Origin of the sequence: Frateuria sp. GZRR33, from assembly GCF_051900425.1 — a bacterium.
In the GTDB taxonomy this organism is placed as follows: Bacteria; Pseudomonadota; Gammaproteobacteria; order Xanthomonadales; family Rhodanobacteraceae; genus Frateuria_A.
On record NZ_JBHZGK010000016.1, the window covers coordinates 1 to 21,166 of the forward strand.

A 21,166-nucleotide genomic window follows, 5' to 3' on the forward strand; every position below is an offset into this window, starting at 1 on the left:
GCCACCGAAGCGCTCGGCTCCGACCTTGGTCAGCGCCGCCGTCAGCGTCGTCTTGCCGTGGTCCACGTGGCCGATCGTGCCGACGTTCACGTGCGGCTTGGTGCGTTCGAACTTACCCTTTGCCATGCGCGCTAAACCCCGATGGAGTCAATGAAAAAAAGAAAACCTGCCGTAGGCCCGGAGCGACCGGCGGCAGCCGCGTGAGATGGTGCTCATGACAGGAATCGAACCTGTGACCTCTTCCTTACCAAGGAAGTGCTCTACCGACTGAGCTACATGAGCGAAGTTCTTTCAGCACCCTTCCTGGGTGGCGAATGGCCCGGCATCCGGCCGAACCTCAAAAACCCTGTGACGAGATCAATGGAGCGGGAGACGGGAATCGAACCCGCACCATCAGCTTGGAAGGCTGAGGTTCTACCATTGAACTACTCCCGCCTGGCAACACCCTGCGCGGAACTCGTCTTGATGGTGGAGGGAGGTGGATTCGAACCACCGAAGGCGTAAGCCAGCAGATTTACAGTCTGCCCCCGTTGGCCGCTTGGGTATCCCTCCAACAAAGAACGCCTATTTTCGCGAGCGGCCCCGGATGTGTCAACACTTTGCGACGGCCAAATTCGCCGTGGCGGCGACTTTCGCGCACGATCTTCCGGCGCTCCAGCGTCCGGACCGCTTGCGCTGCGTACGGTCATCGCCATATCGACCCGGAGCCCTCCGGAGCATGCCATGTCCGCACCCCTGACCGTCCCCTGCCCGCATTGCAGTGCGCTCAACCGCGTCCCGGCCGAACGCGTTGCCGAACACCCGGTATGCGGGCGCTGCAGGCAGGCGCTGTTCGAAGGCAAGCCGATCGAGCTGACGACGGCCAACTTCGACGCGGTGGCCGGACGCGGCGACCTGCCGGTGCTGGTCGACTTCTGGGCCACCTGGTGCGGGCCCTGCCGCGGCTTCGCGCCTGTGATCGCCGAAGCTGCCCGCCAGTTCGAGCCGCGCCTGCGCCTGGCCAAGGTGGACACCGATGCGCAGCCGCAACTCGCGCAGCGCTTCGGCATTCGCAGCATCCCCACGCTCGCGCTGTTCAGGGGTGGCCGAGAGATCGCCCGGCAAGCCGGCGCGCTCAATGCCGCGCAACTGCGGCAGTTCGTCGAAGGGGCGCTGCGCTAGTCCTTCACGCCGACGCTGGGACGGCTGTCCGCCGGCGCCGGCGCGCGGTTCCGCAGGCCATAGTCGCGCAGGCGCGCGGCGGCTCCGCTGTCGGCAACGTGCCGCGCGGCAGCCAACGCTACGAACTGCAGGACAGCATCGAGCAACCGGCACGCTGCCTGGCCCAGTCGGGGCGCCTGGCGGCAAACGGCTCGCGCCCCGGCTGCTCGTCGTACGGATGACGCATCACGTCCAGCAGTTCGTGCACGAGCGCGTAGTCGCCCTGCTCCGCCCGGTCGATCGCCTGCTGGGCCAGGTAGTTACGCAAGATGTACCTGGGGCTGGCCAGCCGCATGCGGCTGCGGCGCTGGGCGACGGGCAACGGATCCTCGCGCAGGCGCGCGGCGTAACGGTCCAGCCAGTCGCGCAGGGCGGGCTCGGCGGCCACGCGCCGCCCCTCGTCATAGCACACGTCCGCCAGCACGTCCGGCGAGGGCGCAGCCGGGTCCAGGTCGATCAGCGCGCGCCAGGTGAGTGTCATGTCCGCCTGCGCCTCGCGCATCCAGGCGTGCAGGCCGTCGCGCAAGGCGAGGTCGTCGTCGGATGCATGCGCGAGCCCCAACTTCGCCGCCACGTTGGCGCGGTCGGCCGCTTCCCACGCGCGGACATAACGATCGAGCCCAGCCTGCAGCGGCGCGACGTCGCCGAACAACGGCGACAGCGCACTGGCCAGCCGGGTGAGGTTCCACCATGCCACGTTGGGCTGCTGGCCGAAGCGGTAGCGCCGGCGTACCGCGTCGGTGGTGTTGGGCGTCCAGTCCGGATCGTAGTCGTCGATCCAGCCGTAGGGACCGTAGTCGATGGTCAGGCCCAGGATCGACATGTTGTCGGTGTTCATGACGCCGTGCACGAAACCGACGCGCATCCATTGCGCCATCAAACGCGCGGTGCGCTCGCATACCTCGCCGAACCAGTCGGCATAGAGCGACTCGCCCTGTCCGCGCAACTGGGGGAAGTCCCGACGGATGGTGAAGTCCGCTATCTGGCGCAGCAGCGCCACGTCGTTGCGCGCATAAGGCAATTCGAAGTTGCCGAAGCGGATGAACGAGGGCGCGAGGCGGCAGACGATCGCGCCCGGCTCCTCGCGCGAATGGCCGTCGTAGAACATGTCGCGCACCACCGCCTCGCCGGTCTCGAGCAGGCAGAGCGCGCGCGTGGAGGGAATGCCGAGATGATGCATGGCCTCGCTGCACAGGAACTCGCGGATGGAGGAACGCAGCACAGCGCGGCCATCGGCACCGCGCGAATACGGCGTGGGCCCGGCCCCCTTGAGCTGCAGCTCCCAGCGTTGACCGCGCGCATCGAGCGCCTCGGCCAGCGAGATCGCGCGGCCGTCGCCCAGTTGCCCGGCCCATACACCGAACTGGTGGCCACCGTAGTTGCTTGCCCACGGTTGCATGCCATCCAGCAGCGCGTTGCCGCCAAACACGCGGGCGAAGTCCGGACTCTCGATGTCCTGTGCGGACAGCCCCAGGGTCGCCGCCATCTCGGCCGACCAGGCCACCACATGCGGCGCCGGCACGGGCGTGGGCTGGACATGCGACCAGGCGGCACCTTCCACCTGCCGCAGGCGCGAGCCGCGCTCGGGGTCGCCGGCGAGGTCCCGCACGAAGGCATTGTCGAAGTCCAGGCGCATCACCGGATGATCGCACGCCGCTTCGCTACGGGACGTGCGCACGCGCCGCGCCGCGCGAACACGAATGTTTAGCACGAGGAGCCCGACAAAAAAGGCATACTGACGCGTGAACGATGACCTAGAGAACGACCGCTACGGTGCGGACATAGACCCGTCCGTGCAATGCTCGGATTGTGCCGCGGTGTGTTGCCGCCTGACCGTGGTCCTGATGCCCGAGGACGACGTCCCCGACTGGCTGGTGACACACGACGATCGGGGACTGGCGACCCTCGCCAAGGGGGAAGACGGCTGGTGCGCGGCGGTCGACCCGGACACCTCGCGCTGCACGATCTACGGGCAACGCCCGACCATCTGCCGCAAGTACGCCATGGGCAGTCCCGGCTGCCGGGACGAGCGGCGCAAATGGTATGGCCCGTCCATTCCCACGCCCGTGAAGCTCCTGTAGGAAACGGCTGCCAGTCCGCTCCTAAGGAAGCGGCGGCTCGAAGGCGCTGGCCACCTCGTCCGTCGCAAGCGCCCGCCACGCGCCTGGAGCAAGTCCATCGAGCGTCAGCCGTCCGATCGCCACGCGCTCGAGCGTCTCCACGTGGTTGCCCGCCGCGGCGAACATGCGCCGCACCTGGTGGTAGCGGCCCTCGGTGACGGTCAGCCGTGCGCGCCGCGGTTCGAGCACTTGCAGCTGCGCCGGCGCAAGCGGCGTGGTTTCCGATTCGAGCATCAGCGTGCCGCTGGCGAACAGCTCGCCCTCGCCGCCCTGCAGGTCGCGGGCGAGCGTCGCCTCATAGACCTTGGCCACGTTGGCCTTGGGGGAAATGATCCGGTGGAGCAACGCGCCGTCGTCGGTGAGCAGCAGCAATCCGGACGTATCCCGGTCGAGCCGGCCGACGGTGGACAAGGCCGGATCGCGCCGTCGCCAGCGCGGCGGCAGCAGGTCATAGACCAGGCGGCCCGCGTCCTTGCGCGAGCAGGTGTAGCCGGTCGGCTTGTGCATCAGGAGCACCAGGCCGGTGGGCGGGTCGAGCATCTCGCCGTCGATGCGGATGTCGGCGTGTTCGACCTTGTCGTCCGTGTACAGCACCTCGCCCGCCGGGTCGGTGACGCGCCCCTCGCGGAACAGCTGCGTCACTTCCTTGCGGCTGCCGTAGCCGAGGTTGGCGATCAGGCGTACCAGCTTCATGCGCGCACCGCCTCGATCACCTTGAAACCGTCCTGCGTCGTCACCGTGCGTACCTGCGCGAAGCGGGCGGCCAGCGTGGCCTCGTATGGCAGGTGCCGGTTGGCGACCAGCCACAGGCGACCGCGCGGCAGCAAAGCTTCCGCGGCGGCATCGATAAAGGCGCGCCCCAGTTCCGGCAGGTCCGCGCGCCCCTGGTGGAACGGCGGGTTGCTCACGATCGCGTCGTAGCGATGCGGCAGGCCGGCGGTGACGTCGTGCCAATGCACGTGCACGTCGATGTCGCGACCGCTGGTCGCGACACCTTCGGCGAGATTCGCGCGTGCCGGCTCCAGCGCGCGCTTCTCCGCTTCATACAGATCCACCGCGGTGACGCCGGGACAGCGCGTGATCACCTGCGCGGCGAGATACCCGTAGCCCGCGCCAAGATCGGCGACACGGCCACGCAGGTCCTGCGGCAGATGGGCCGCAAGCAGCGCCGAGGCCGTATCGATGCGATCCCAGGCAAACAGCCCCGGTCGGCTGAGATAGCCACCGGCGATCCGGCGCGGCGCATCGAGCGCTTCCCATTCGGCCAGCAGTCGGGTGTCCAGCGCATCGCCGGCGCCCGCCCAGAACACGCGGCACTTGTGCTTGGACAGGCTGCGCACCGCGCCGAAAAGCCGCGCGACATCCGCTTCGGCCGATTTCGCGCCTTCGGCATTGGGGACCGCTACCAGCATGACGCCGCCGGGCTGCAGGTAATGCGCGGCGCGGGCGAACGAGGCACGGGCCTCGTCACGCTGGCGCGGCGGCAGTACGAGGACCAACGCAAAGCGTTCGTCCTGCGCGGGCTCCCCGACCGCCACGCCCGCGCGGCGGAGCTCGTCGGCGAACGGCTTGAAGGTCTGCTCGCAAAGCCAACCGGGTCGGACGAACGTGCGCAGCGGCGCACCGTCGCGGGCACGCAGGAAAAGCACCTGGCCGTCGTCGGGCACCCGAAGCTCGCCGCTGAAGACGGGCAGGAACAGGGCGTCCAGCTGGAGCGCGGGCGCGGTGGCGACAGTGGTTGCCATCGGATAAGGGCTGACGGGATGGGAGCCGGATTCTACGCGTTGGCGTTGACGTCAACGCGGGCGGCAGTCCGCGAACTGATCCGTGCCCGAGGCAGCGGGCCGACGCTCGCTGCCCGACTGCGACGGCCTAACGCGCGACCGAGCCGGCGCGAACCAGGTACTGCACGCTGAACATGCGTTCGGGATCCAGCCACACGCGCAGCACCTCGAGCCCGGCCTTGCCCGCGAGCAGCGCGAAGTCTTCCAGCGAGTACTTGCAGCTGACCTCCACGCGGATCGCTTCGTCCTTGTCGAAGGCGATCTGGCTGCGGCCCACGTGCACCCGCTGCTCCCGCTGGCTGACCAGGCTGGTTTCGATGCGCCCGGCCAGCGCGTTGTAGTGCGCGCGGTGGCGAAACGCGGCGAGGTCGAAATCGCTGCCCAGCTCGCGGTTCAGGCGCGCGAGCATGTTCAGGGTGAACGCCGCCGTGATGCCTGCGGCGTCGTTGTAGGCGGCCTCGATCACCGCCGTGTCCTTTTTCAGGTCCGCGCCGATCAGGATGCCGCCGTTGTCGCCCATTTCCGTCCGCATCTTGCGCAGCAGCGCGATCGCCTCGCGCGCGTCGAAATTGCCGATGGTCGAGCCCGGGAAATAGACGACCGTCCGCCGCGGCGCGCGCGGCGGGATCGGCAGGCGCAGCGGGCGGCTGAAGTCGGCGCACAGCGGCTGTACCGGCAGGTGCGGAAAGTGCTCACCCAGGCGCCGCACGCTTTGCTGCAGCGGCTCGGGTGAGATTTCCACCGGTACGTAGCTCACCGGCGCGGCCATGTGTTCGAGCAGCACGCGCGTCTTGATGGCGCTGCCGCTGCCGTATTCGACCAGGCGCACGTCCACGCCCAGCGTGTCGGCGATGCTAGCGGCGTGCTCGCGCATCAGTGCGATTTCGCACCGAGTGAGGTAGTACTCCGGCTGTTCGCAGATGCGTTCGAACAGCGCCGATCCCTGCGCGTCGTAGAACAACCACGAGGGCAGGCGCTTGGGCTGCGCGCGCAGCCCGCGGCGGACGGTCTCCAGCAACCCGCCGGCCGACGGCGTGCGGGCGTCGGTGGGCAGGTCCAGGGCACGGATGTTCATGGGGAAATGCTCCTTGAGGTTTTATCGGTCCTTGGCAAGGCGCAGCCCGGCGAACTGCCAGCGCGCCTGCGGGGGGAAGAAGTTGCGGTAGCTCGCGCGCACGTGGCCGGCGGGGGTGGCGCACGAACCGCCACGCAGCACCCATTGGCCGCACATGAACTTGCCGTTGTATTCGCCGAGCGCGCCCGGCAGGGGACGAAAGCCCGGATAGGCGACGTAGGGCGAGGCGGTCCATTCCCACGCATCGCCGTACATCTGGAGTAATCCGGTGCCTTGGGCGGCCTGCGGCAGCCGCGGCACGCCCTCGAGCAGGTTGCCCCGGGCCGGCAGCGTGGCAGCGGCGGCCTCCCATTCGGCTTCCGTGGGCAGCCGCGCGCCGGCCCAGCGGGCGAACGCATCGGCTTCGAAGTAGCTCAGGTGGCAGACCGGGGCATTGGGATCGAGTGCCTGCACGCCCGCCAGCGAGAAGGCGCTGGCCAGGTCGGCGCGCCAGTAGAGCGGGCGCTGCCATCCTTCGTTCTGCACGGTGGCCCAGCCGTCGGACAGCCACAACGACGGCTCGCGGTAGCCGCCGTCGTGCACGAACGCGGCGTATTCCTCGTTGGTGACCAGCCGGTTGGCCAGCGCGTGCGGCGCCAGCAAGGTGTTGTGGCGCGGGGTTTCGTTGTCGAAGGCAAAGCCCTCGCCCGTATGGCCGATCTCCACCACGCCCTCCCCACCCGGCAGGAATTGCAGGGACACGGAGGTCGTGGGCGCCGGCGCCGCCTGCATGTAGGCCGGCAACAGCGGGTTGCTCCAGAAGGCGTGCAGGATGTCAGTGAGCAACAGCTCCTGGTGCTGCTGCTCATGCTGCAGGCCCAGTTCGATCACCGCTGTCGGCGCGGCCCCGTCACCACGAAGCAGCATCGCGCCCAGCGCCTCGTCGACATGCCGCCGATAAGCCAGCACCTCGTCCAGCGAAGGGCGCGAGAGCAGGCCGCGTTGCGGGCGGGCGTGCATCGGCCCGACGCTCTGGTAGTAGGAATTGAACAGGTAGTGCCAGGCGGGATCGCGCGGGCGGTAACGCGGATCGCGGGCCAGCACGAACTGCTCGAAGAACCAGGTGGTGTGCGCCAGATGCCACTTCGCGGGGCTCGCGTCGGGCATCGACTGCACCATCACGTCTTCGGCCGTGAGCCCTGCGCAAAGTTGCAGGGTCTGCTGGCGGACCTGCCGGTAGCGCTGCGCGAGCGTGTCGCCGGCGAGGGGGCTCAGCTGCGTCATGGCCTGCTCCTTCGTGGGTCGGTCGCGCGGTACGCGTGCGCCTTGCCAGCGACGCTGAAGCGCGAAACGGATCGGACCGTTGGCATCCCCGGAGCATGGCGCAGCGCCCGTTCAATACGTGTGATCGACCGATGGCAGATTCCTGACAAGGCGGCGCTGGCGCTGCCGGCACGGGCGCGCGATGCTGGGCTGCCGACTACGTGCGCCTTCCCCCGCGAGGTGATGCCATGAAACGCCTGTCCTTCCTGCTTTTGCTTGCCGCCAGCAGTTCCGCGGTGTTCGCCGCCAGCGCGCCCGGCAAGGCGCTGCCGTATGCCCAGTGCATCCAGACCGACAAGATCAATGAGTGGCACGTGGTCGATGCGCGCACGGCACTGGTGCGCACGGGACCGTATCGCTACGTGGTGCACCTGAAGGCCGATTGCCCGCGCCTGGGCATCGGCGTACCCGGGTTCCTGCTCAGGGCCAGCGCATCGGGCAAGTCGGTCGGCGGTGGCCGCATTTGCGGCGACCTGGGCGAGACCGTCAGCGCCCGCGACCAGCCGCCGTGCGCGATTTCGTCGCTGGAAATGGTCGACAAGGGGCGATTCGAGCAGATGCGCACCCGCGCCGCGCGCCACGGCAGCGCGGCGGAGTCGTCTCCTGCCGGGTAATGGCCGCAGATACGAACAGGCCCGGCATCGCCGGGCCTGTTTCATTCACTGACGCGTGCTCAGTCGCCGTCGTAACCGACGTAACGGGTGGGAGGCGCCTGCTCGACGTAGACCGTGCGCGTCTCGACCACGCGACGGGTGACTACCGGCTCCTCGTAGACGACCCGCACCGGGCGGCGGTAGACCGGCCGCTCGTACACCACGCGCGGCGGCGGGCTGAGCGCATCGTCCACCAGGCCGATCACCGCGCCGGCGACGATCGCGCCGGCCACCCAGCGGCCGCCGCTCCAGTGGCCGCCGCGGTCGTAGCGGTAGTGATCGTGCCAGCCGCGGTCATGCCAACCACGGTCGTAGTGGCCGCGACCGTGCCAGCCACGGTCGTGCCAGTCGTGCGCGGATGCGGCGGCCGGCAGCGCCGCGGTCGACGCCAGCAGCAGGGCAGCCATCGCCAGCGCGGATTTGCCCATCCAATGCCTGGTCATGTTCATGCCTCCATCGGGCGAGATTGCCCTTCGCGCCGATGCTCCGGCGGATGCGCTTAATCGGCACTTAAGGACGCCGGTGCGGTTCAACGGGCGCTTGCGGATGGGCGGTGCACTACGAGGCGGCCATGGTCTATGCGGCGAGGCGCGCCGATACTTCCTGGCGGCGTTGCATTTCAGCGGCTCGCGCTGTAGCCGGAGGCCCCCTCTGCCAAGTGCCGCGCGGAAGAAGCTTCGTCAGAGAGAGGTGATGCGGCTCGTCCGCCCCCCCCCTTCGCCGTTCGGGGCTCCCGCAAGCGGGGGAAGGATCGACCACTGCAGGCGAAAAAGGAGCACTCACGCGCCCCCTGAGGCCTCCCGCCGTGAGCCTTCCCCCGCTCCACGGGGAAGGTGCCGACAGGCGGATGGGGGCGCCTCTGGGCGGGATCCACCGGCAGAGCGGCGGATCCCCGCCGGGCTCAGACGTTGAACAGGAAGTGCAGCACGTCGCCGTCCTTGACGATGTAGTCCTTGCCTTCCTTGCGCAGGCGACCGGCCTGGGCTGCGCCGGCCTCGCCCTTGTACTGGATGAAGTCGTCGTAGGAGACGGTCTCGGCGCGGATGAAGCCGCGCTCGAAATCGGTGTGGATGACGCCGGCCGCCTGCGGCGCGGTGGCGCCCTTCTTCACCGTCCAGGCGCGCACTTCCTTGACGCCCGCAGTGAAGTAGGTCTGCAGGTTGAGCAGCTTGTAGCCGGCGCGGATCACGCGGTTCAGGCCGGGCTCTTCCAGGCCGAGATCCTTGAGAAATTCGTCGCGGTCGGCGTCGTCGAGCTGGGCCAGTTCCTCCTCGATCGCCGCGCACACGGGCACCACCTCGGCACCCTCCGTCGCCGCGCGGGCGCGCACGGCATCCAGGTGCGGGTTGTTCTCGAAGCCGTCCTCGCGGACGTTGGCGATGTACATCAGTGGTTTGAGCGTAAGCAGGAAGAGGTCGCGGACGAGTGCGCGCTCCTCGTCGTCCAGGTCGACGCTGCGTGCCGACTTGCCTTCGTTCAACGCCGCGGCGAGCTTCTGCAGCACCGGCCTTTTCGCCAGCGCTTCCTTGTCGTTGGCCTTGGCCGCGCGCTCGGCGCGGTTGAGCGCCCTCTCGACCGAGTCCAGGTCGGCCAGCGCGAGCTCGGTGTCGATCGTCTCGATGTCGGCGATCGGATCGACCTTGCCGGCAACGTGCACGATGTCGCTGTGCTCGAAGCAGCGCACCACGTGGGCGATCGCGTCGACCTCGCGGATGTGCGCCAGGAACTTGTTGCCCAGGCCCTCGCCCTTGGACGCGCCGGCGACCAGGCCAGCGATGTCGACGAACTCGACCGCGGTCGGGACGACCTTCTGCGGGTTGACGATGGCCGAGAGCGCATTGAGGCGCTCATCCGGTACCGGCACCACGCCCACATTCGGCTCGATGGTGCAGAACGGGAAGTTGGCGGCGGCGATGCCGGCCTTGGTCAGCGCGTTGAACAGGGTGGACTTGCCGACGTTGGGCAGGCCGACGATGCCGCATTTGATGCCCATGGTGGGGACTCCGGGAAAAACAGATGTGGGAAACCTGGAAAGCGGGATGGGTAGCTGGACGGCGCGTCGGGCGCGCTCGCGTTCCCGCTAGCCGTTCCCTGCCCCCGCGGTGTGCAGTTGTTGCATCGCCTTGTCGAACTGCCCGCCGACCGCGAGCGGCAGCACATCCAGCGCACGGGCGATGCCGTCGAGGATGGCATCCTCGTCCTGCGCGGACGGCTTGCCGAGTACCCAGGGCGTGACCTTGTCCTTGTGGCCCGGGTGGCCGATGCCGATGCGCAGCCGGTGGAACTTGCCGTGGCCGAGATGCTGCATGGTGTCTCGCAGGCCGTTCTGGCCGCCGTGGCCGCCGTCGAATTTCATCCGCACGGTGCCTGCAGGCAGGTCCAGCTCGTCGTGCGCCACAAGGCATTCGTCGGGCTGGATCTTGTAGTAGCGCAGCGCGGAGGCGACCGCGATGCCGCTCTTGTTCATGAAGGTGGATGGCTTGAGCAGCCACACGCCCTCGCCGCCGATGCGCACGCGGCAGGCCTCGCCGTGCAGTTTGCCGTCGAAGGCGAAACGCTCGCCCTGGCCGGAGGCCAGTGCGTCCACAAACCAGAACCCGGCATTGTGCCGGGTCCGGAGATATTCGGCGCCAGGATTGCCCAGGCCGACGATGAGCTTGAGTCCAGCCATGCCGTAGCCGATGACCGGGCCTCCCGCGCGAGGCGGGAGGCCCGGATGGGCTTACTTCTTCTCGGCGGGCTTGGCTTCGCCTTCCGGCGCAGCCGCTTCGGCGGCCGGCTCGGCCTCTTCCTTGACCGCATTGGCGGTGACCACGGCGATGTCGTGGTCCGCGCCCAGGTTCAGCGCCGGCAGGCTCACGCCCTTGGGCAGCGTGATCTGCGACAGGTGGACGATGTCGCCGGGCTTCAGGTCGCTCAGGTCCAGGTCGATGTGCTCGGGCAGGTTGCCCGGCAGGCAGGACACTTCCACTTCGGTCAGGTTGTGCGAGATCACCACGCCGGAGGTCTTGCCGGCGGCGGACTTCTCCTGGTTGAGGAAGTGCAGCGGCACGTTCACGCGGATCGCTTCGTTCTCGTTCACGCGCAGGAAGTCCATGTGCAGCATCTGCTGCTTGAACGGATGCTTCTGCCAGTCGCGCACCAGCACCTTCTGCACCTTGCCGTCGACGTTCAGGTCGAGGATCGAGGAGAAGAACCACTCGTTCTTGGCGGCGAGCAGGATGGTGTTGTGCTCGATCTGGATGCTCTGCGGCGGCTGGGTGCCACCGTAGACGACGGCAGGCACCATCGCGGCATGACGCAGGCGGCGGCTCGCACCTTTCCCCTCGTCCTTGCGGCTCTGGGCCTTGATTTCATGAGTCTGGGCCATTGCTGTTACTACCTTGGTTGTGTTTGCCCGCCTCGCGGCGGACAGGTGACTTCCCCGCGACCAGGGAAGCCTTGGGAACGCGGACCGTCAGTCCACGTAAAGCGAACTCACCGACTCGCCGAAGGCGATGCGGCGGATGGTTTCGGCCAGCAGCTCGGCGACCGAGAGCTGGCGGATCTTGCTGCAGCCCTGCGCCTCGGGGCGCAGCGGCAGCGTGTTGGTGACCACCAGCTGGTCGAGCTGGGAGTTCTCGATGTTGCCGATCGCCGCGCCCGAGAGCACCGGGTGCACACAGTAGGCAACCACCTTGCGCGCGCCGCGCTCCTTCAGCGCCGCGGCCGCGGCGCACAGCGTGCCGGCGGTGTCGACGATGTCGTCGACCAGCACGCAGGTCTTGCCGTCGACCTCGCCGATGATGTTCATCACCGTGGCGACATTGGCCTTGGGGCGGCGCTTGTCGATGATCGCCAGGTCGGCGTCGTCCAGCCGCTTGGCGATCGCGCGGGCGCGCACCACGCCGCCGACGTCCGGGCTGACCACGATGATGTCGTCCATCGAATGGTTGCGCCAGATGTCCGCCAGCAGCAGCGGCGAGGCATAGACGTTATCCACCGGAATGTCGAAGAAGCCCTGGATCTGGTCGGCGTGCAGGTCGACCGTGAGCACGCGGTCCACGCCCGCGGTGCCGATCAGCTTGGCGACGAGCTTGGCGGTGATCGGCACGCGCGCCGAGCGCGGGCGGCGATCCTGCCGGGCGTAGCCGAAGTACGGCATCACCGCGGTGACGCTGGCGGCCGAGGCGCGCTTGAGCGCGTCGACCAGGGCGAGCATCTCGATCAGGTTTTCCGCGCTCGGTGCGCCGGTCGGCTGCAGCACGAACACTTCCTGGCGGCGCACGTTCTCCTCGATCTCGATCTGCACTTCGCCGTCGCTGAACTTGCCGACCAGCGCTTTGCCCAGCGGGACGCCGAGCCGCTGCGCGACGTCCTCGGCCAGGGCGCGATGGGCATTGCCGGTGAAGAGCATCGGGGTGGACGTGTCCACTTGTGATTCCTCAAAGAGCCATTCGTGAATGGCCGATTCAATGTGGCTGGGGCGGCAGGATTCGAACCTGCGCATGCGGGAATCAAAATCCCGTGCCTTAACCAGCTTGGCGACGCCCCAGTGTTTCGTTGGCAGGCCGTCGTCCTGACCGCCTGTCGTATGTATCAAGCCCGCAACGGCTGCCCCGGCACCACGCCCCGTGCGCGATGGCGCGCGAGGGACCGATGCAGGGGCGAGACCTCCAGCCCCGCGGCCAGTTGCGCCGCGAAGGCCTGAGGACACTCCCGCACCACCTTCCGCGCCTGCGCGAGCGAAGCGGTTTCCAGGAACACGCACCCGCCGCTGCCGGAAAGCCGGGCGCGGCCGAAGCGCGAGAGCCAGTCCAGCGCCGCGGCCACCTTCGGGTGTCGCGCGCGCGCGACCGGCTCGAACGCGTTTTCGGCCGTTTCGCCGGAAGCAAAGGACGAAATTGTCGCCGGCGGTGCATTTCGTGTCAATTCAGACGCTTGAAACAAAGCCGCCGTGGGCACGTGCTCGCCCGGGTCCAGCACCACGTACCAGCGCCGCGGCAGCGCGACGGGCGTGAGCCGCTCGCCCACGCCCTCGGCCCAGGCCGAACGGCCGCGCACGAACACCGGCACGTCGGCGCCCAGCCGGTGTGCCAGGCCCGCCAGCGCGTCCTCGTCCAGGCCACAGCCCCACAGGTGGTTGAGCGCGACCAGCGCGGTGGCGGCATCGGAGCTGCCGCCGCCGAGGCCGCCGCCCATGGGGATGCGCTTGTCCACGGCGATCCCGGCGCCCAGCGTGACGCCGGCTTCCGCCTGCAGCAAGCGCGCGGCGCGTATCACCAGGTCCGTCTCGGCCGGCACGCCGCGGACCTCGTTCGTGCGGACGATGGCGCCATCCCGGCGCACGTGCACGCGCAGTTCGTCGCCCCAGTCGAGCAGGCGGAACACGGTCTGCAGGTCGTGGTAGCCGTCGGCGCGACGACCCACGATGCGTAAAAACAGGTTGAGCTTGGCCGGCGCGGGCCAGACGGTCCACCCATCGGAAGCAGGAGCGGCAAGCGGGCGCGACATGAAAACGCGCAAATCATCGGGAAAACCGTTCTCGCGGTCGCGCTCGCGGGCACGGGCGAAGGCCGGGTCGGCCTTGTCCACCGTTGCGAAGCCATGCCTGGCATAGAACGGCGCGTTCCACGGCACGTCGGCCAGCGTGCCCAGGTCGATGCGTTGGTAGCCGGCCTCGCCTGCCCAAGCGCAGGCGTGTTCGAGCAATGCGGCACCGATCCCCTGGCGCCCGTGCGCCGGCAGGACGTCGATCTCGGCGATTTCGAGGGCGCCTTCGGCCATTCCGTCCTGCAGCCACACGAAGCCGACCGGTGCGCCCTCTTCCAGCGCCACCCAGACCAGGCCGCGCGAGACCGCCACTTCCAGCAGTTCGGGCGGGATCGCCATGGCCGCGTAGGCAGGCCATGCGCGATGGCCGCGGAACAGCTCCACGGCCGCGCGCTCGATCGCGCACAACGCGGGTACCTGCGCGGCCACGGCGCGCGCGATCGTCACCGCCATGGCCTCAGCGCCCGCAGCCGGCGCAGGTCGCCGGGCCGAGCCGGAAGCTGTCGATCGACAGCTTGACCTTGTAGGGCGGGCGGCTGGCGAACACCTTCTGCGGCAGGGGCGGCTGCTGCGCCTGGTCCCAGGCGCGGTAGTCCACCGTCCAGCCGTCCTGCATGAGCAGCGACGGCAGGTCATGTTCGCCGAAGCGCAGTTCGGCGGGCGCACCGGCAGCGCGCAGCCCGAGCACCCAGGCGCGCAGGTCGTCCAGCGGCACCTCCCAGCCCAGCGCCTTGCGCATCAGCGCCTCGGCGTCGGGACCGTGCAGCGGGCCACCCTCGATGCCTTCGAGCAGGGCCCCGTCGGGGCCGCCGCTCAGGCGGAAGCTCTTGCCGGTGATCGGCGCGCGCAGCTCGAAGTCGTAGCGCGCACCGTCCTGCGTCCAGCGCAGGCTGCCGCTGCCGCCATCATGCCCATCGGACACCGCCAGATGGCCTTCCAGCGTCCACCGGTCCACGCCCGAAAGCCGCCGCTCGCGCGCCGCCTGTGCGGCGAGCGCGGCCTCGTCGGCCGGCTTGCGCACCGGCACCGGTGCGCAGGCGGCCAGCAGCAGGCCGGCTGCCGCGCCCAGGAAAAGGAGGCGCCTCATGGCTCGAGGCGCCGCAGGGTGTCGCGCAGGTTGGCGTTGCGCGGGTCGATCCGGCGGACCTGGTCGAACACGTGCCGGGCATCCTGGCGCTTGCCCAGCTTCCACAGCACCTCGCCCAGGTGCACGCCGACGTCGGCGTCCTTCGCGGCGCTCCAGGCCTGGCGCAAGGTGCGCGCAGCCTCGTCGAGGTGGCCCAGGCGGTACTGCAGCCAGCCCCAGGAATCGGCGATCGCCGGATCATGCGGCTTGGCGGCGCGGGCGACCTCGATCAGCTTCTTCGCCTCGGGCAGGTCGCGCCCGGCGTCCGCCAGCGTGTAGCCCAATGCGTTGCTGGCATCGATGTCGTCCGGCTTGAGCTTCAGCAGGTGGCGGAAGTCGGCCACCGCGCGGTCGATGTTGCCTGCCTCGGCGTAAGCCAGGCCGCGGCCGTACAGCAGGGCGGGATCGTCCGGCAGCACTTGCAGCGCATGGTCGTAGGCCCTGGCGGCCTGCGCGTAGTGCTCCTCGCGCATGTAGAGCTCCGCGTCGGCCTGCCAGGCGCGGCGCAGTTCCTCGGGCTGGTCGAGGTAGGCGGTTTCCAGCTGCTCCAGCAGGGCATGGGCGTCGTCCACCTTGCCCTGGGTGTGCAGGATCACCGCACTGCGAAGATCGGCATCGAAGGCGTGCGGGTCGTCGTCGCCGACCTGGTCGTACCAGTCCAGCGCCTCGGCATCGCGGTCCTGCATCTCGGCCAGCTGGCCGAGCAGGAACGCGCTGCTCTCGCGCACGTCCGCGGGCGCCTGCCTGAGCTCCCGATAGAGCCTGGCGATGGCCTTCTTGTCGTGCGCCTGCGCCGCCAGTCCGGCGCGCAGGGCGTAGGTCTCGGCGCTCTGCGGGCCCTTGTCGAGCAGCTTCGCGGCGGCCTGGTAGTCGCCGCCCTGGCTGAGCAGGCTGGCATAGGTCAGGCGCAGGCGAATATTGTCCGGCGAACGCGCCAGCGCCTGCCTGAGCAGCGCCGTGGCGGCTTTCTTGTCGCCGGCCTTGAACTTCATCTGCGCCGCCCAGGCGTAGGTCTCGGTGTCGTGGAAGCGCGCCACCGCGGCGTCGGCGATCTGCATGGCGTACCGGGGCCGGCCCAGCTTTTCGCCCAGCTCGCTCATCGCCAGCCAGGCCTGCGGGTCGGCCGGCAGCCGCTCGGGCGTGGCCAGGGCTTCCAGCAACTGGGCAGCCTGGGCCGGATCGCGCGCACCGATGAGGGCACGGCCGAAGCGGCGCCAGGCGTGCGGGTCGCCACTGCCGACCAGGCGTTCCAGTTGCTCGCGCGCACCGACGGTATCGCCGGTGGACAGCACCAGTTCGGCGCGGGCCTGGGCGAGATCCGCCGGGCTGGCGCCGAGCGCCTGCCAACGGTCGATCGCGCGTCCCGCGGCGGCCGTGTCGCGTACCGCCAGGGCCAGTTCCGCCGCCCGCTGGGCCACGGCGGGGTCGTTCGACAGCGCCATCGCCTGCGTGTAGCGCGCCGAGGCGCCCTTGAGGTCGTTGCGGGTCAGCGCCATCTCGCCGGCCAGCAACTGTGCCAGCAGGTCGTGCTGCTCGTCCGGCGTCGCCACGGTGAGCCGGTCCAGCGGCTGCTTCGGGGCGGGCATGGGAGCCTTGCCGGCGGGCAGGCCCGCGCAGGCAGCCAGGCCCAGCGCGCAGCCGGCGGCGCCTGCAAAATGCCGCAGTTGCTTGAACTTGCCCTTCACGCTCAGCACACTAGTCCTCATCCCATCGTCCGTCCGGCCCGTACCTGATCGCGCCCGGTACCAAAAGCTTAGCCTACGCCGCCGCGGATACCCCGTCGTCAATTCGCATTCCACGCCATGCCGCTGATCGCCCTCGGGCTCAATCACCTCACCGCGCCGGTCAGCCTGCGCGAACAGGTGGCGTTCGATGCGGACGCCGCCGGCGAGGCCTTGCGCGAATTGCGCGCCGAGCCCGGCGTGGAAGAGGCGCTGATCCTCTCCACCTGCAACCGCACCGAGCTGTATGTCGGCGTGGCCGAGGGCGCCGAGCAGGCGCCCCAGGCATGGCTCAACCGCCACCATCGCTTGACCCCGGGCAAGCTGGACGAGTTCCTCTACCGTCATGACGAGGACGCGGCGGTACGCCACATGTTCCGCGTCGCCACGGGCCTGGATTCGATGGTGCTGGGCGAGCCGCAGATCCTGGGGCAGGTAAAGGATGCCTACCAGCTCGCGCGCGACGCGCGGGCGCTCGGCGCGCCGCTGGACCGCCTGCTGCAGCACACCTTCGCCGTCGCCAAGCGGGTGCGCACCGATACCCGTATCGGCGCGCACACGGTCTCGGTGGCGTTTACCGCCGTGCGGCTGGCCGAGCAGGTGTTCACCGACCTCAAACAGGCCTGCGTGCTGCTGATCGGCGCCGGCGACACCATCGAACTGGCCGCGCGCCACCTGGTGGACAAGCAGGTCAGCCGCCTGATCGTGGCCAACCGCACGCTGGAGAACGCGCAGGAGCTGGCCAGCCGCTACGGCGGTTACGCCATTGCGCTGGCCGACCTCCCGCAGCACCTGGCCGAGGCCGACATCGTCATCTCCTCCACCGCCGCGCGTCAGCCGGTGGTGACCCGGCCCATGGTCGAGCGGGCGGTGGCTGCGCGCAAGCGCAAGCCGATGTTCATGGTCGACATCGCGGTGCCGCGCGATATCGATCCGGCGGTCGCCTCGCTGGAGGATGTTTACCTGTATGCCATCGACGACCTGCAGCAGGTGATCGACGAGAACCGCCGCTCGCGCGAGGCCGCGGCGCGCGAGGCCGAGACGATCATCGACCTGCAGGTCGACCGCTACATGGCCTGGCGCCGCGCGCTGACCCTGCGCAACCCGGCGATCGACCTGCGCCTGCATGCCGAGCGCTATCGCGACGAGGTGCTGGCCAAGGCGCAGGCGATGCTGGCGCGTGGCAAGACGCCGGACGAGGCGCTGGCGTTCCTGGCCAACACGCTGACCAACAAGCTGCTGCACCATCCGAGCGCGCGCCTGCGCGAAGCGGCGCTCAACGGCGATCTAGATCTGCTGCACGCGGCCGGCCGGCTATATGGTGAGTCGGAGCCCGGGGACGAATAGCGAGGGCGGCTGGCTGCCGCCTCCCGCCTCGTGAGCCGGTGCATGCCGGCTGCCCTCCTCCCGTGCCACCCTGGTTGCCCATGACCCCATCGATCCGCCGCAAACTCGAGTCCCTGGCCGAGCGCCACGAGGAGATCGGCCTGTTGCTCGCCCAGCCGGACGTGCTGGCCGATGCCACCCGTTTCCGCGAGCTGTCGCGCGAGTACGCGCAGATCGAGCCAGTTGCCGCCGCCCTGCGCGAGCACGACGGTGCCGAACGGGAACTGGCCCAGACGCGCGCCATGCTGGCCGATCCGGAGTTGCGCGAGTTGGCCGCCGACGATGTCGCGCGACTGGAAACGCGCCTGGCGGAACTGGACGGCGAGCTGCAGATCCTGCTGCTGCCGAAAGACCCTCGAGACGAGGCCAACCTGTTCCTGGAAGTGCGCGCCGGCACCGGCGGAGACGAGGCCGCGCTGTTCGCCGGCGACCTGTTCCGCATGTACGCGCGTTACGCCGAGCGACGCCGCTGGCACGTGGAAGTGCTCAGCGAAAGTCCCGGCGAACATGGCGGCTACAAGGAGATCGTCGCCCGCATCGAGGGCAGGGGCGCCTACTCGCGGCTGAAGTTCGAATCGGGTACCCATCGCGTGCAGCGGGTGCCCGAAACCGAATCCCAGGGGCGCATCCACACCTCGGCCGCGACCGTGGCGATCCTGCCGGAGATGGACGAGATCGACGACATCCCGATCAACCCGGCGGATCTCAAGACGGACACGTTCCGCGCGTCCGGCGCCGGCGGCCAGCACGTCAACAAGACCGACTCGGCCATCCGCATCACGCATCTGCCGACCGGTATCGTGGTCGAGTGCCAGGACGAGCGCAGCCAGCACAAGAACCGCGCCCGGGCCCTGTCGCTGCTGAAGGCGCGCCTGCTCGACGAGGCGCAGGCCAAGCAGACCGCGGCACAGGCGCAGGAACGCCGCCTGCAGGTGGGCTCGGGCGACCGCAGCCAGCGCATCCGCACGTACAACTTTCCGCAGGGCCGTATCACCGACCACCGTGTCAACCTCACCCTCTATCGCCTGCCGGAGGTGCTCGCGGGCGACCTCGACGAACTGGTCGACACGCTCACCCGCGAGCACCAGGCCGACGAACTGAAGAGCCTCGCCTCATGACGGTGAGTGCGCGCGCCGAGCTGGAAGCCACCCTGCACCGCCTGGCGAACCTGCTTCGCCAGGGCGCCAGCCGGGACGCCGAAGAGCTTGCCGCACGCGCGCGCCGAAGCTTCCCGCTGTCCGGCGACCTGGTCCGGCTGCACGGGATCGCGCTGTTGCAACTGGGTCGCCGCCACGAGGGCCTGAGCGCCCTGCACCGCGCCGCGGAACTGGCGCCGGACAGCATCGAAGTGCAGTGCAACCTGGCCAACGTCGCGCTGGAGGACGGCCGACCCGAGGCCGCGATCGAACGCCTGAACGCCGCACTGGCGCGCCAGCCGGGCCACCCGGTGGTGCTGCAGGTGCTGGGGGTGGCGCTGATGGTGGCCGCCCGCCACGAGGAAGCGCGCGAGACCTTCACCCAGGCGCTGCGCGCGGCACCGCAACACCCAGGCCTGCGCCTCAACCTGGCCGAGGCGGAACTCGAGCTGGGCGACGCCGCGCGGGCGCTGGCGCACGTGCAGGAAGCATTGAAGCTGGCGCCGCGCCTGGATGCCGCCCACGCCCTGCTCGGTCACGTGCTGCAGGCGCAGGGCCACGGCGCGGAGGCGGCCCATGCCTGGCTTCAGGCCGAACGGCTGGCGCCGCGCGAGCCGCGCTACGCGTTCCAGGCGGCGCGGATGCTGGAAGAAACCGGCCAGTTGGCCGAGGCCGCCGAGGCCTATGCCCGCGCGCTGCAGCTGGCACCGCACTCCGGTGCCGCGCTCAGCCGGCTTGCCTGCATGCGGCGGCGGCTGGCCGACTGGCGCGAGCAGGAGGCATTGACCGCGCGCCTGCGTGACGCGGTCGAAACCGGCCAGCACGGCATCGTGCCCTTCGTGCTGCCGCTCGAACCGTTCGACCGCGCGATGCAGCGCAAGGCGATGGAGACATTCACCCGCACCATCGAGCAGCACCTTGCGCCGGTGCGGCAAAAGCTCGCGTTCGCCCCGCCGCGCGCCGCCCCCGACGCGCCGATCCGGCTCGGGCTGATATCGGACCGCTTGGGCGAGCATCCGATCGGCCACACCGTGGCGGTCCTGGCCGAAGCGCTGGCCACGCTGGGCGGGATCGAGCTGCAGCTGTTCGCAACCACGCCCGACGATGGCGGTTCGATCCGCCAGCGCCTGCAGCGCGCCGCGACGCTGCATGCGATCGATGCACTACCGCCGCCGCAGGCGGCCGAGCGCATCCACGCGCAGGACATCGAGGTGCTGTTCGACCTGACCGGCTATGGCGTGCATACCAACGCCGACATCCTGGCCCTGCGACCGGCGCCGCTGCAGGTGAACTGGCTGGCCCATCCGGGTACCGCCGGCGCGCCGTGGATCGACTACATCCTCGCCGACACGATCGTGCTGCCGCCGTCGCATCGCGGGGATTACAGCGAGAAGGTGCTGCGCCTGCACCGCTGCTTCGTGCCCATCGCCGCCGCAGCCATCGCCCCGGCGCCCACGCGCGCCGCATGCGGCCTGCCCGCCAGCGGACCGGTGTTCGCGTGTTTCAACGCGACCGCCACGATCAGCCCGGCCTCGTTCGGGCGTTTCATGCAGATCCTGCGCGAGGTGCCGGACAGCGTGCTGTGGCTGCGTTCGGGACCGGGGCTGGCGAACGAGCGCCTGCGTGCCGTGGCCAGCGAATCGGGGATCGCGCCAGAACGCCTGGTGTTCCTGCCAACCTTGCCGCATGCGGATGTCCTCGCCCGCCATGCGCTGGTCGACCTTTGCCTGGACACCCTGCCCTGCGGCGCCCGCACTGCCGCCGCCGACGCGCTGTCGACGGGCTGCCCGCTGCTGACCTGCGCGGGGGACACGTTTGCCGGGCGCATCGCCGCCAGCCTGCTGCAGCACGCCCACCTGCCCGAACTGGTCGCTGACGATCCCGATGCCTTCGTGGCCTTGGCCGTGCAATGGGGCCGCGACCGGCCGGCACTGGCCACCATCCGCACGCACCTGGCCAGCCTGCGCGCGCAGGCACCGCTGTTCGACGCGGCTGGTTTCGCGGCCGACTTCCGTCGCGTGGTGCAGACGATCGGCACCCGTCACCGCATCGGTCGGCCGCCGATCGACCTGGACTTCTGAAACACACGCGGGGTGGGCTTCGGCCCGCCAGCCACTCGGGCAACGGAGGG

20 protein-coding genes and 4 tRNA genes are annotated in these 21,166 nt (G+C 69.6%); 6 read left to right on the plus strand and 18 right to left on the minus strand.

Annotated features, from left to right (window positions below):
• The 4 genes from ACFWZU_RS15195 to ACFWZU_RS15210 form a co-directional block, all read right to left on the minus strand.
• The coding region (locus ACFWZU_RS15195) for a GTP-binding protein (RefSeq protein ID WP_229730253.1) at positions 1–126 on the minus strand (126 nt) is incomplete at its 3' end.
• 80 nt (positions 127–206) lie between these two features.
• Positions 207–282 (minus strand) — tRNA-Thr (locus tag ACFWZU_RS15200).
• Positions 283–361: 79 nt separating this feature from the next.
• A tRNA-Gly gene (locus ACFWZU_RS15205) sits at positions 362–435 on the minus strand.
• A 31-nt stretch (positions 436–466) separates the two neighbouring features.
• Positions 467–552: transfer RNA gene (locus ACFWZU_RS15210), tRNA-Tyr, on the minus strand.
• Between the two features lie 171 nt (positions 553–723).
• Between ACFWZU_RS15210 and trxC the strand changes: the two genes are divergently transcribed.
• A complete protein-coding gene (gene trxC / locus ACFWZU_RS15215; RefSeq protein WP_439702372.1) occupies positions 724–1,161 on the plus strand; it encodes a thioredoxin TrxC in 438 nt (145 codons plus the stop codon).
• A 118-nt stretch (positions 1,162–1,279) separates the two neighbouring features.
• On the opposite strand, the gene ACFWZU_RS15220 is transcribed toward trxC, so the two are convergent.
• Complete coding sequence (locus tag ACFWZU_RS15220) at positions 1,280–2,839, minus strand: protein adenylyltransferase SelO (RefSeq protein WP_439702411.1); 1,560 nt, start codon at positions 2,837–2,839, stop codon at positions 1,280–1,282.
• Between the two features lie 103 nt (positions 2,840–2,942).
• On the opposite strand from ACFWZU_RS15220, the gene ACFWZU_RS15225 reads away from it, so the two are divergent.
• A complete protein-coding gene (locus ACFWZU_RS15225) occupies positions 2,943–3,281 on the plus strand; it encodes a YkgJ family cysteine cluster protein (RefSeq protein ID WP_439702373.1) in 339 nt (112 codons plus the stop codon).
• A 21-nt stretch (positions 3,282–3,302) separates the two neighbouring features.
• Here ACFWZU_RS15225 and ACFWZU_RS15230 read toward each other — a convergent pair whose 3' ends face one another.
• From ACFWZU_RS15230 to egtB, 4 genes are all read right to left on the minus strand, one after another.
• Positions 3,303–4,013, minus strand: a complete 711-nt coding sequence (locus tag ACFWZU_RS15230) for a pseudouridine synthase (protein WP_439702374.1) — start codon at positions 4,011–4,013, stop codon at positions 3,303–3,305.
• Positions 4,010–5,065 (minus strand): class I SAM-dependent methyltransferase, encoded by a 1,056-nt coding sequence (locus ACFWZU_RS15235; protein WP_439702375.1) that lies wholly within the window; start codon positions 5,063–5,065, stop codon positions 4,010–4,012. Before ACFWZU_RS15235 ends, ACFWZU_RS15230 begins: the two co-directional genes overlap by 4 nt.
• A 127-nt stretch (positions 5,066–5,192) precedes the next feature.
• Entirely contained in the window at positions 5,193–6,179 is a 987-nt protein-coding gene (egtD, locus tag ACFWZU_RS15240; protein WP_439702376.1) for an L-histidine N(alpha)-methyltransferase, read from the minus strand.
• A 21-nt stretch (positions 6,180–6,200) separates the two neighbouring features.
• On the minus strand, positions 6,201–7,442 hold the full coding sequence (gene egtB, locus ACFWZU_RS15245; protein ID WP_439702377.1) for an ergothioneine biosynthesis protein EgtB: 1,242 nt from the start codon (positions 7,440–7,442) through the stop codon (positions 6,201–6,203).
• A 227-nt stretch (positions 7,443–7,669) separates the two neighbouring features.
• Here egtB and ACFWZU_RS15250 point away from each other — a divergent pair, with 227 nt between their 5' ends.
• Entirely contained in the window at positions 7,670–8,095 is a 426-nt protein-coding gene (locus ACFWZU_RS15250) for a DUF6491 family protein (protein ID WP_439702378.1), read from the plus strand.
• Positions 8,096–8,154: 59 nt separating this feature from the next.
• Here ACFWZU_RS15250 and ACFWZU_RS15255 read toward each other — a convergent pair whose 3' ends face one another.
• From ACFWZU_RS15255 to ACFWZU_RS15295, 9 genes are all read right to left on the minus strand, one after another.
• Positions 8,155–8,577 carry a hypothetical protein gene (locus ACFWZU_RS15255; RefSeq protein ID WP_439702379.1) on the minus strand — a complete coding sequence of 141 codons (423 nt, stop codon included), beginning with the start codon at positions 8,575–8,577 and terminating at the stop codon, positions 8,155–8,157.
• A gap of 458 nt (positions 8,578–9,035) precedes the next feature.
• Complete coding sequence (gene ychF, locus ACFWZU_RS15260; RefSeq protein WP_439702380.1) at positions 9,036–10,127, minus strand: redox-regulated ATPase YchF; 1,092 nt, start codon at positions 10,125–10,127, stop codon at positions 9,036–9,038.
• 87 nt (positions 10,128–10,214) lie between these two features.
• On the minus strand, positions 10,215–10,805 hold the full coding sequence (pth, locus tag ACFWZU_RS15265) for an aminoacyl-tRNA hydrolase (RefSeq protein ID WP_439702381.1): 591 nt from the start codon (positions 10,803–10,805) through the stop codon (positions 10,215–10,217).
• A gap of 51 nt (positions 10,806–10,856) precedes the next feature.
• Entirely contained in the window at positions 10,857–11,504 is a 648-nt protein-coding gene (locus ACFWZU_RS15270; protein ID WP_439702382.1) for a 50S ribosomal protein L25/general stress protein Ctc, read from the minus strand.
• An 87-nt stretch (positions 11,505–11,591) separates the two neighbouring features.
• The gene (locus ACFWZU_RS15275; RefSeq protein WP_439702412.1) at positions 11,592–12,530 is read right to left on the minus strand and encodes a ribose-phosphate diphosphokinase; all 939 of its coding nucleotides are present in this window, start codon (positions 12,528–12,530) and stop codon (positions 11,592–11,594) included.
• 61 nt (positions 12,531–12,591) lie between these two features.
• Positions 12,592–12,668 (minus strand) — tRNA-Gln (locus ACFWZU_RS15280).
• A 44-nt stretch (positions 12,669–12,712) separates the two neighbouring features.
• On the minus strand, positions 12,713–14,119 hold the full coding sequence (gene ispE, locus ACFWZU_RS15285; RefSeq protein ID WP_439702383.1) for a 4-(cytidine 5'-diphospho)-2-C-methyl-D-erythritol kinase: 1,407 nt from the start codon (positions 14,117–14,119) through the stop codon (positions 12,713–12,715).
• 4 nt (positions 14,120–14,123) lie between these two features.
• On the minus strand, positions 14,124–14,753 hold the full coding sequence (gene lolB / locus ACFWZU_RS15290) for a lipoprotein insertase outer membrane protein LolB (protein WP_439702384.1): 630 nt from the start codon (positions 14,751–14,753) through the stop codon (positions 14,124–14,126).
• A complete protein-coding gene (locus ACFWZU_RS15295) occupies positions 14,750–16,498 on the minus strand; it encodes a tetratricopeptide repeat protein (RefSeq protein ID WP_439702385.1) in 1,749 nt (582 codons plus the stop codon). The genes lolB and ACFWZU_RS15295 overlap by 4 nt, the downstream gene beginning before the upstream one ends.
• 96 nt (positions 16,499–16,594) lie before the next feature.
• Here ACFWZU_RS15295 and hemA point away from each other — a divergent pair, with 96 nt between their 5' ends.
• From hemA to ACFWZU_RS15310, 3 genes are all read left to right on the plus strand, one after another.
• A complete protein-coding gene (gene hemA, locus ACFWZU_RS15300; RefSeq protein WP_439702386.1) occupies positions 16,595–17,860 on the plus strand; it encodes a glutamyl-tRNA reductase in 1,266 nt (421 codons plus the stop codon).
• 80 nt (positions 17,861–17,940) lie between these two features.
• On the plus strand, positions 17,941–19,017 hold the full coding sequence (gene prfA / locus ACFWZU_RS15305; RefSeq protein WP_439702387.1) for a peptide chain release factor 1: 1,077 nt from the start codon (positions 17,941–17,943) through the stop codon (positions 19,015–19,017).
• Positions 19,014–21,116, plus strand: a complete 2,103-nt coding sequence (locus ACFWZU_RS15310; protein WP_439702388.1) for an O-linked N-acetylglucosamine transferase family protein — start codon at positions 19,014–19,016, stop codon at positions 21,114–21,116. Before prfA ends, ACFWZU_RS15310 begins: the two co-directional genes overlap by 4 nt.
• Positions 21,117–21,166: the final 50 nt, after the last annotated feature.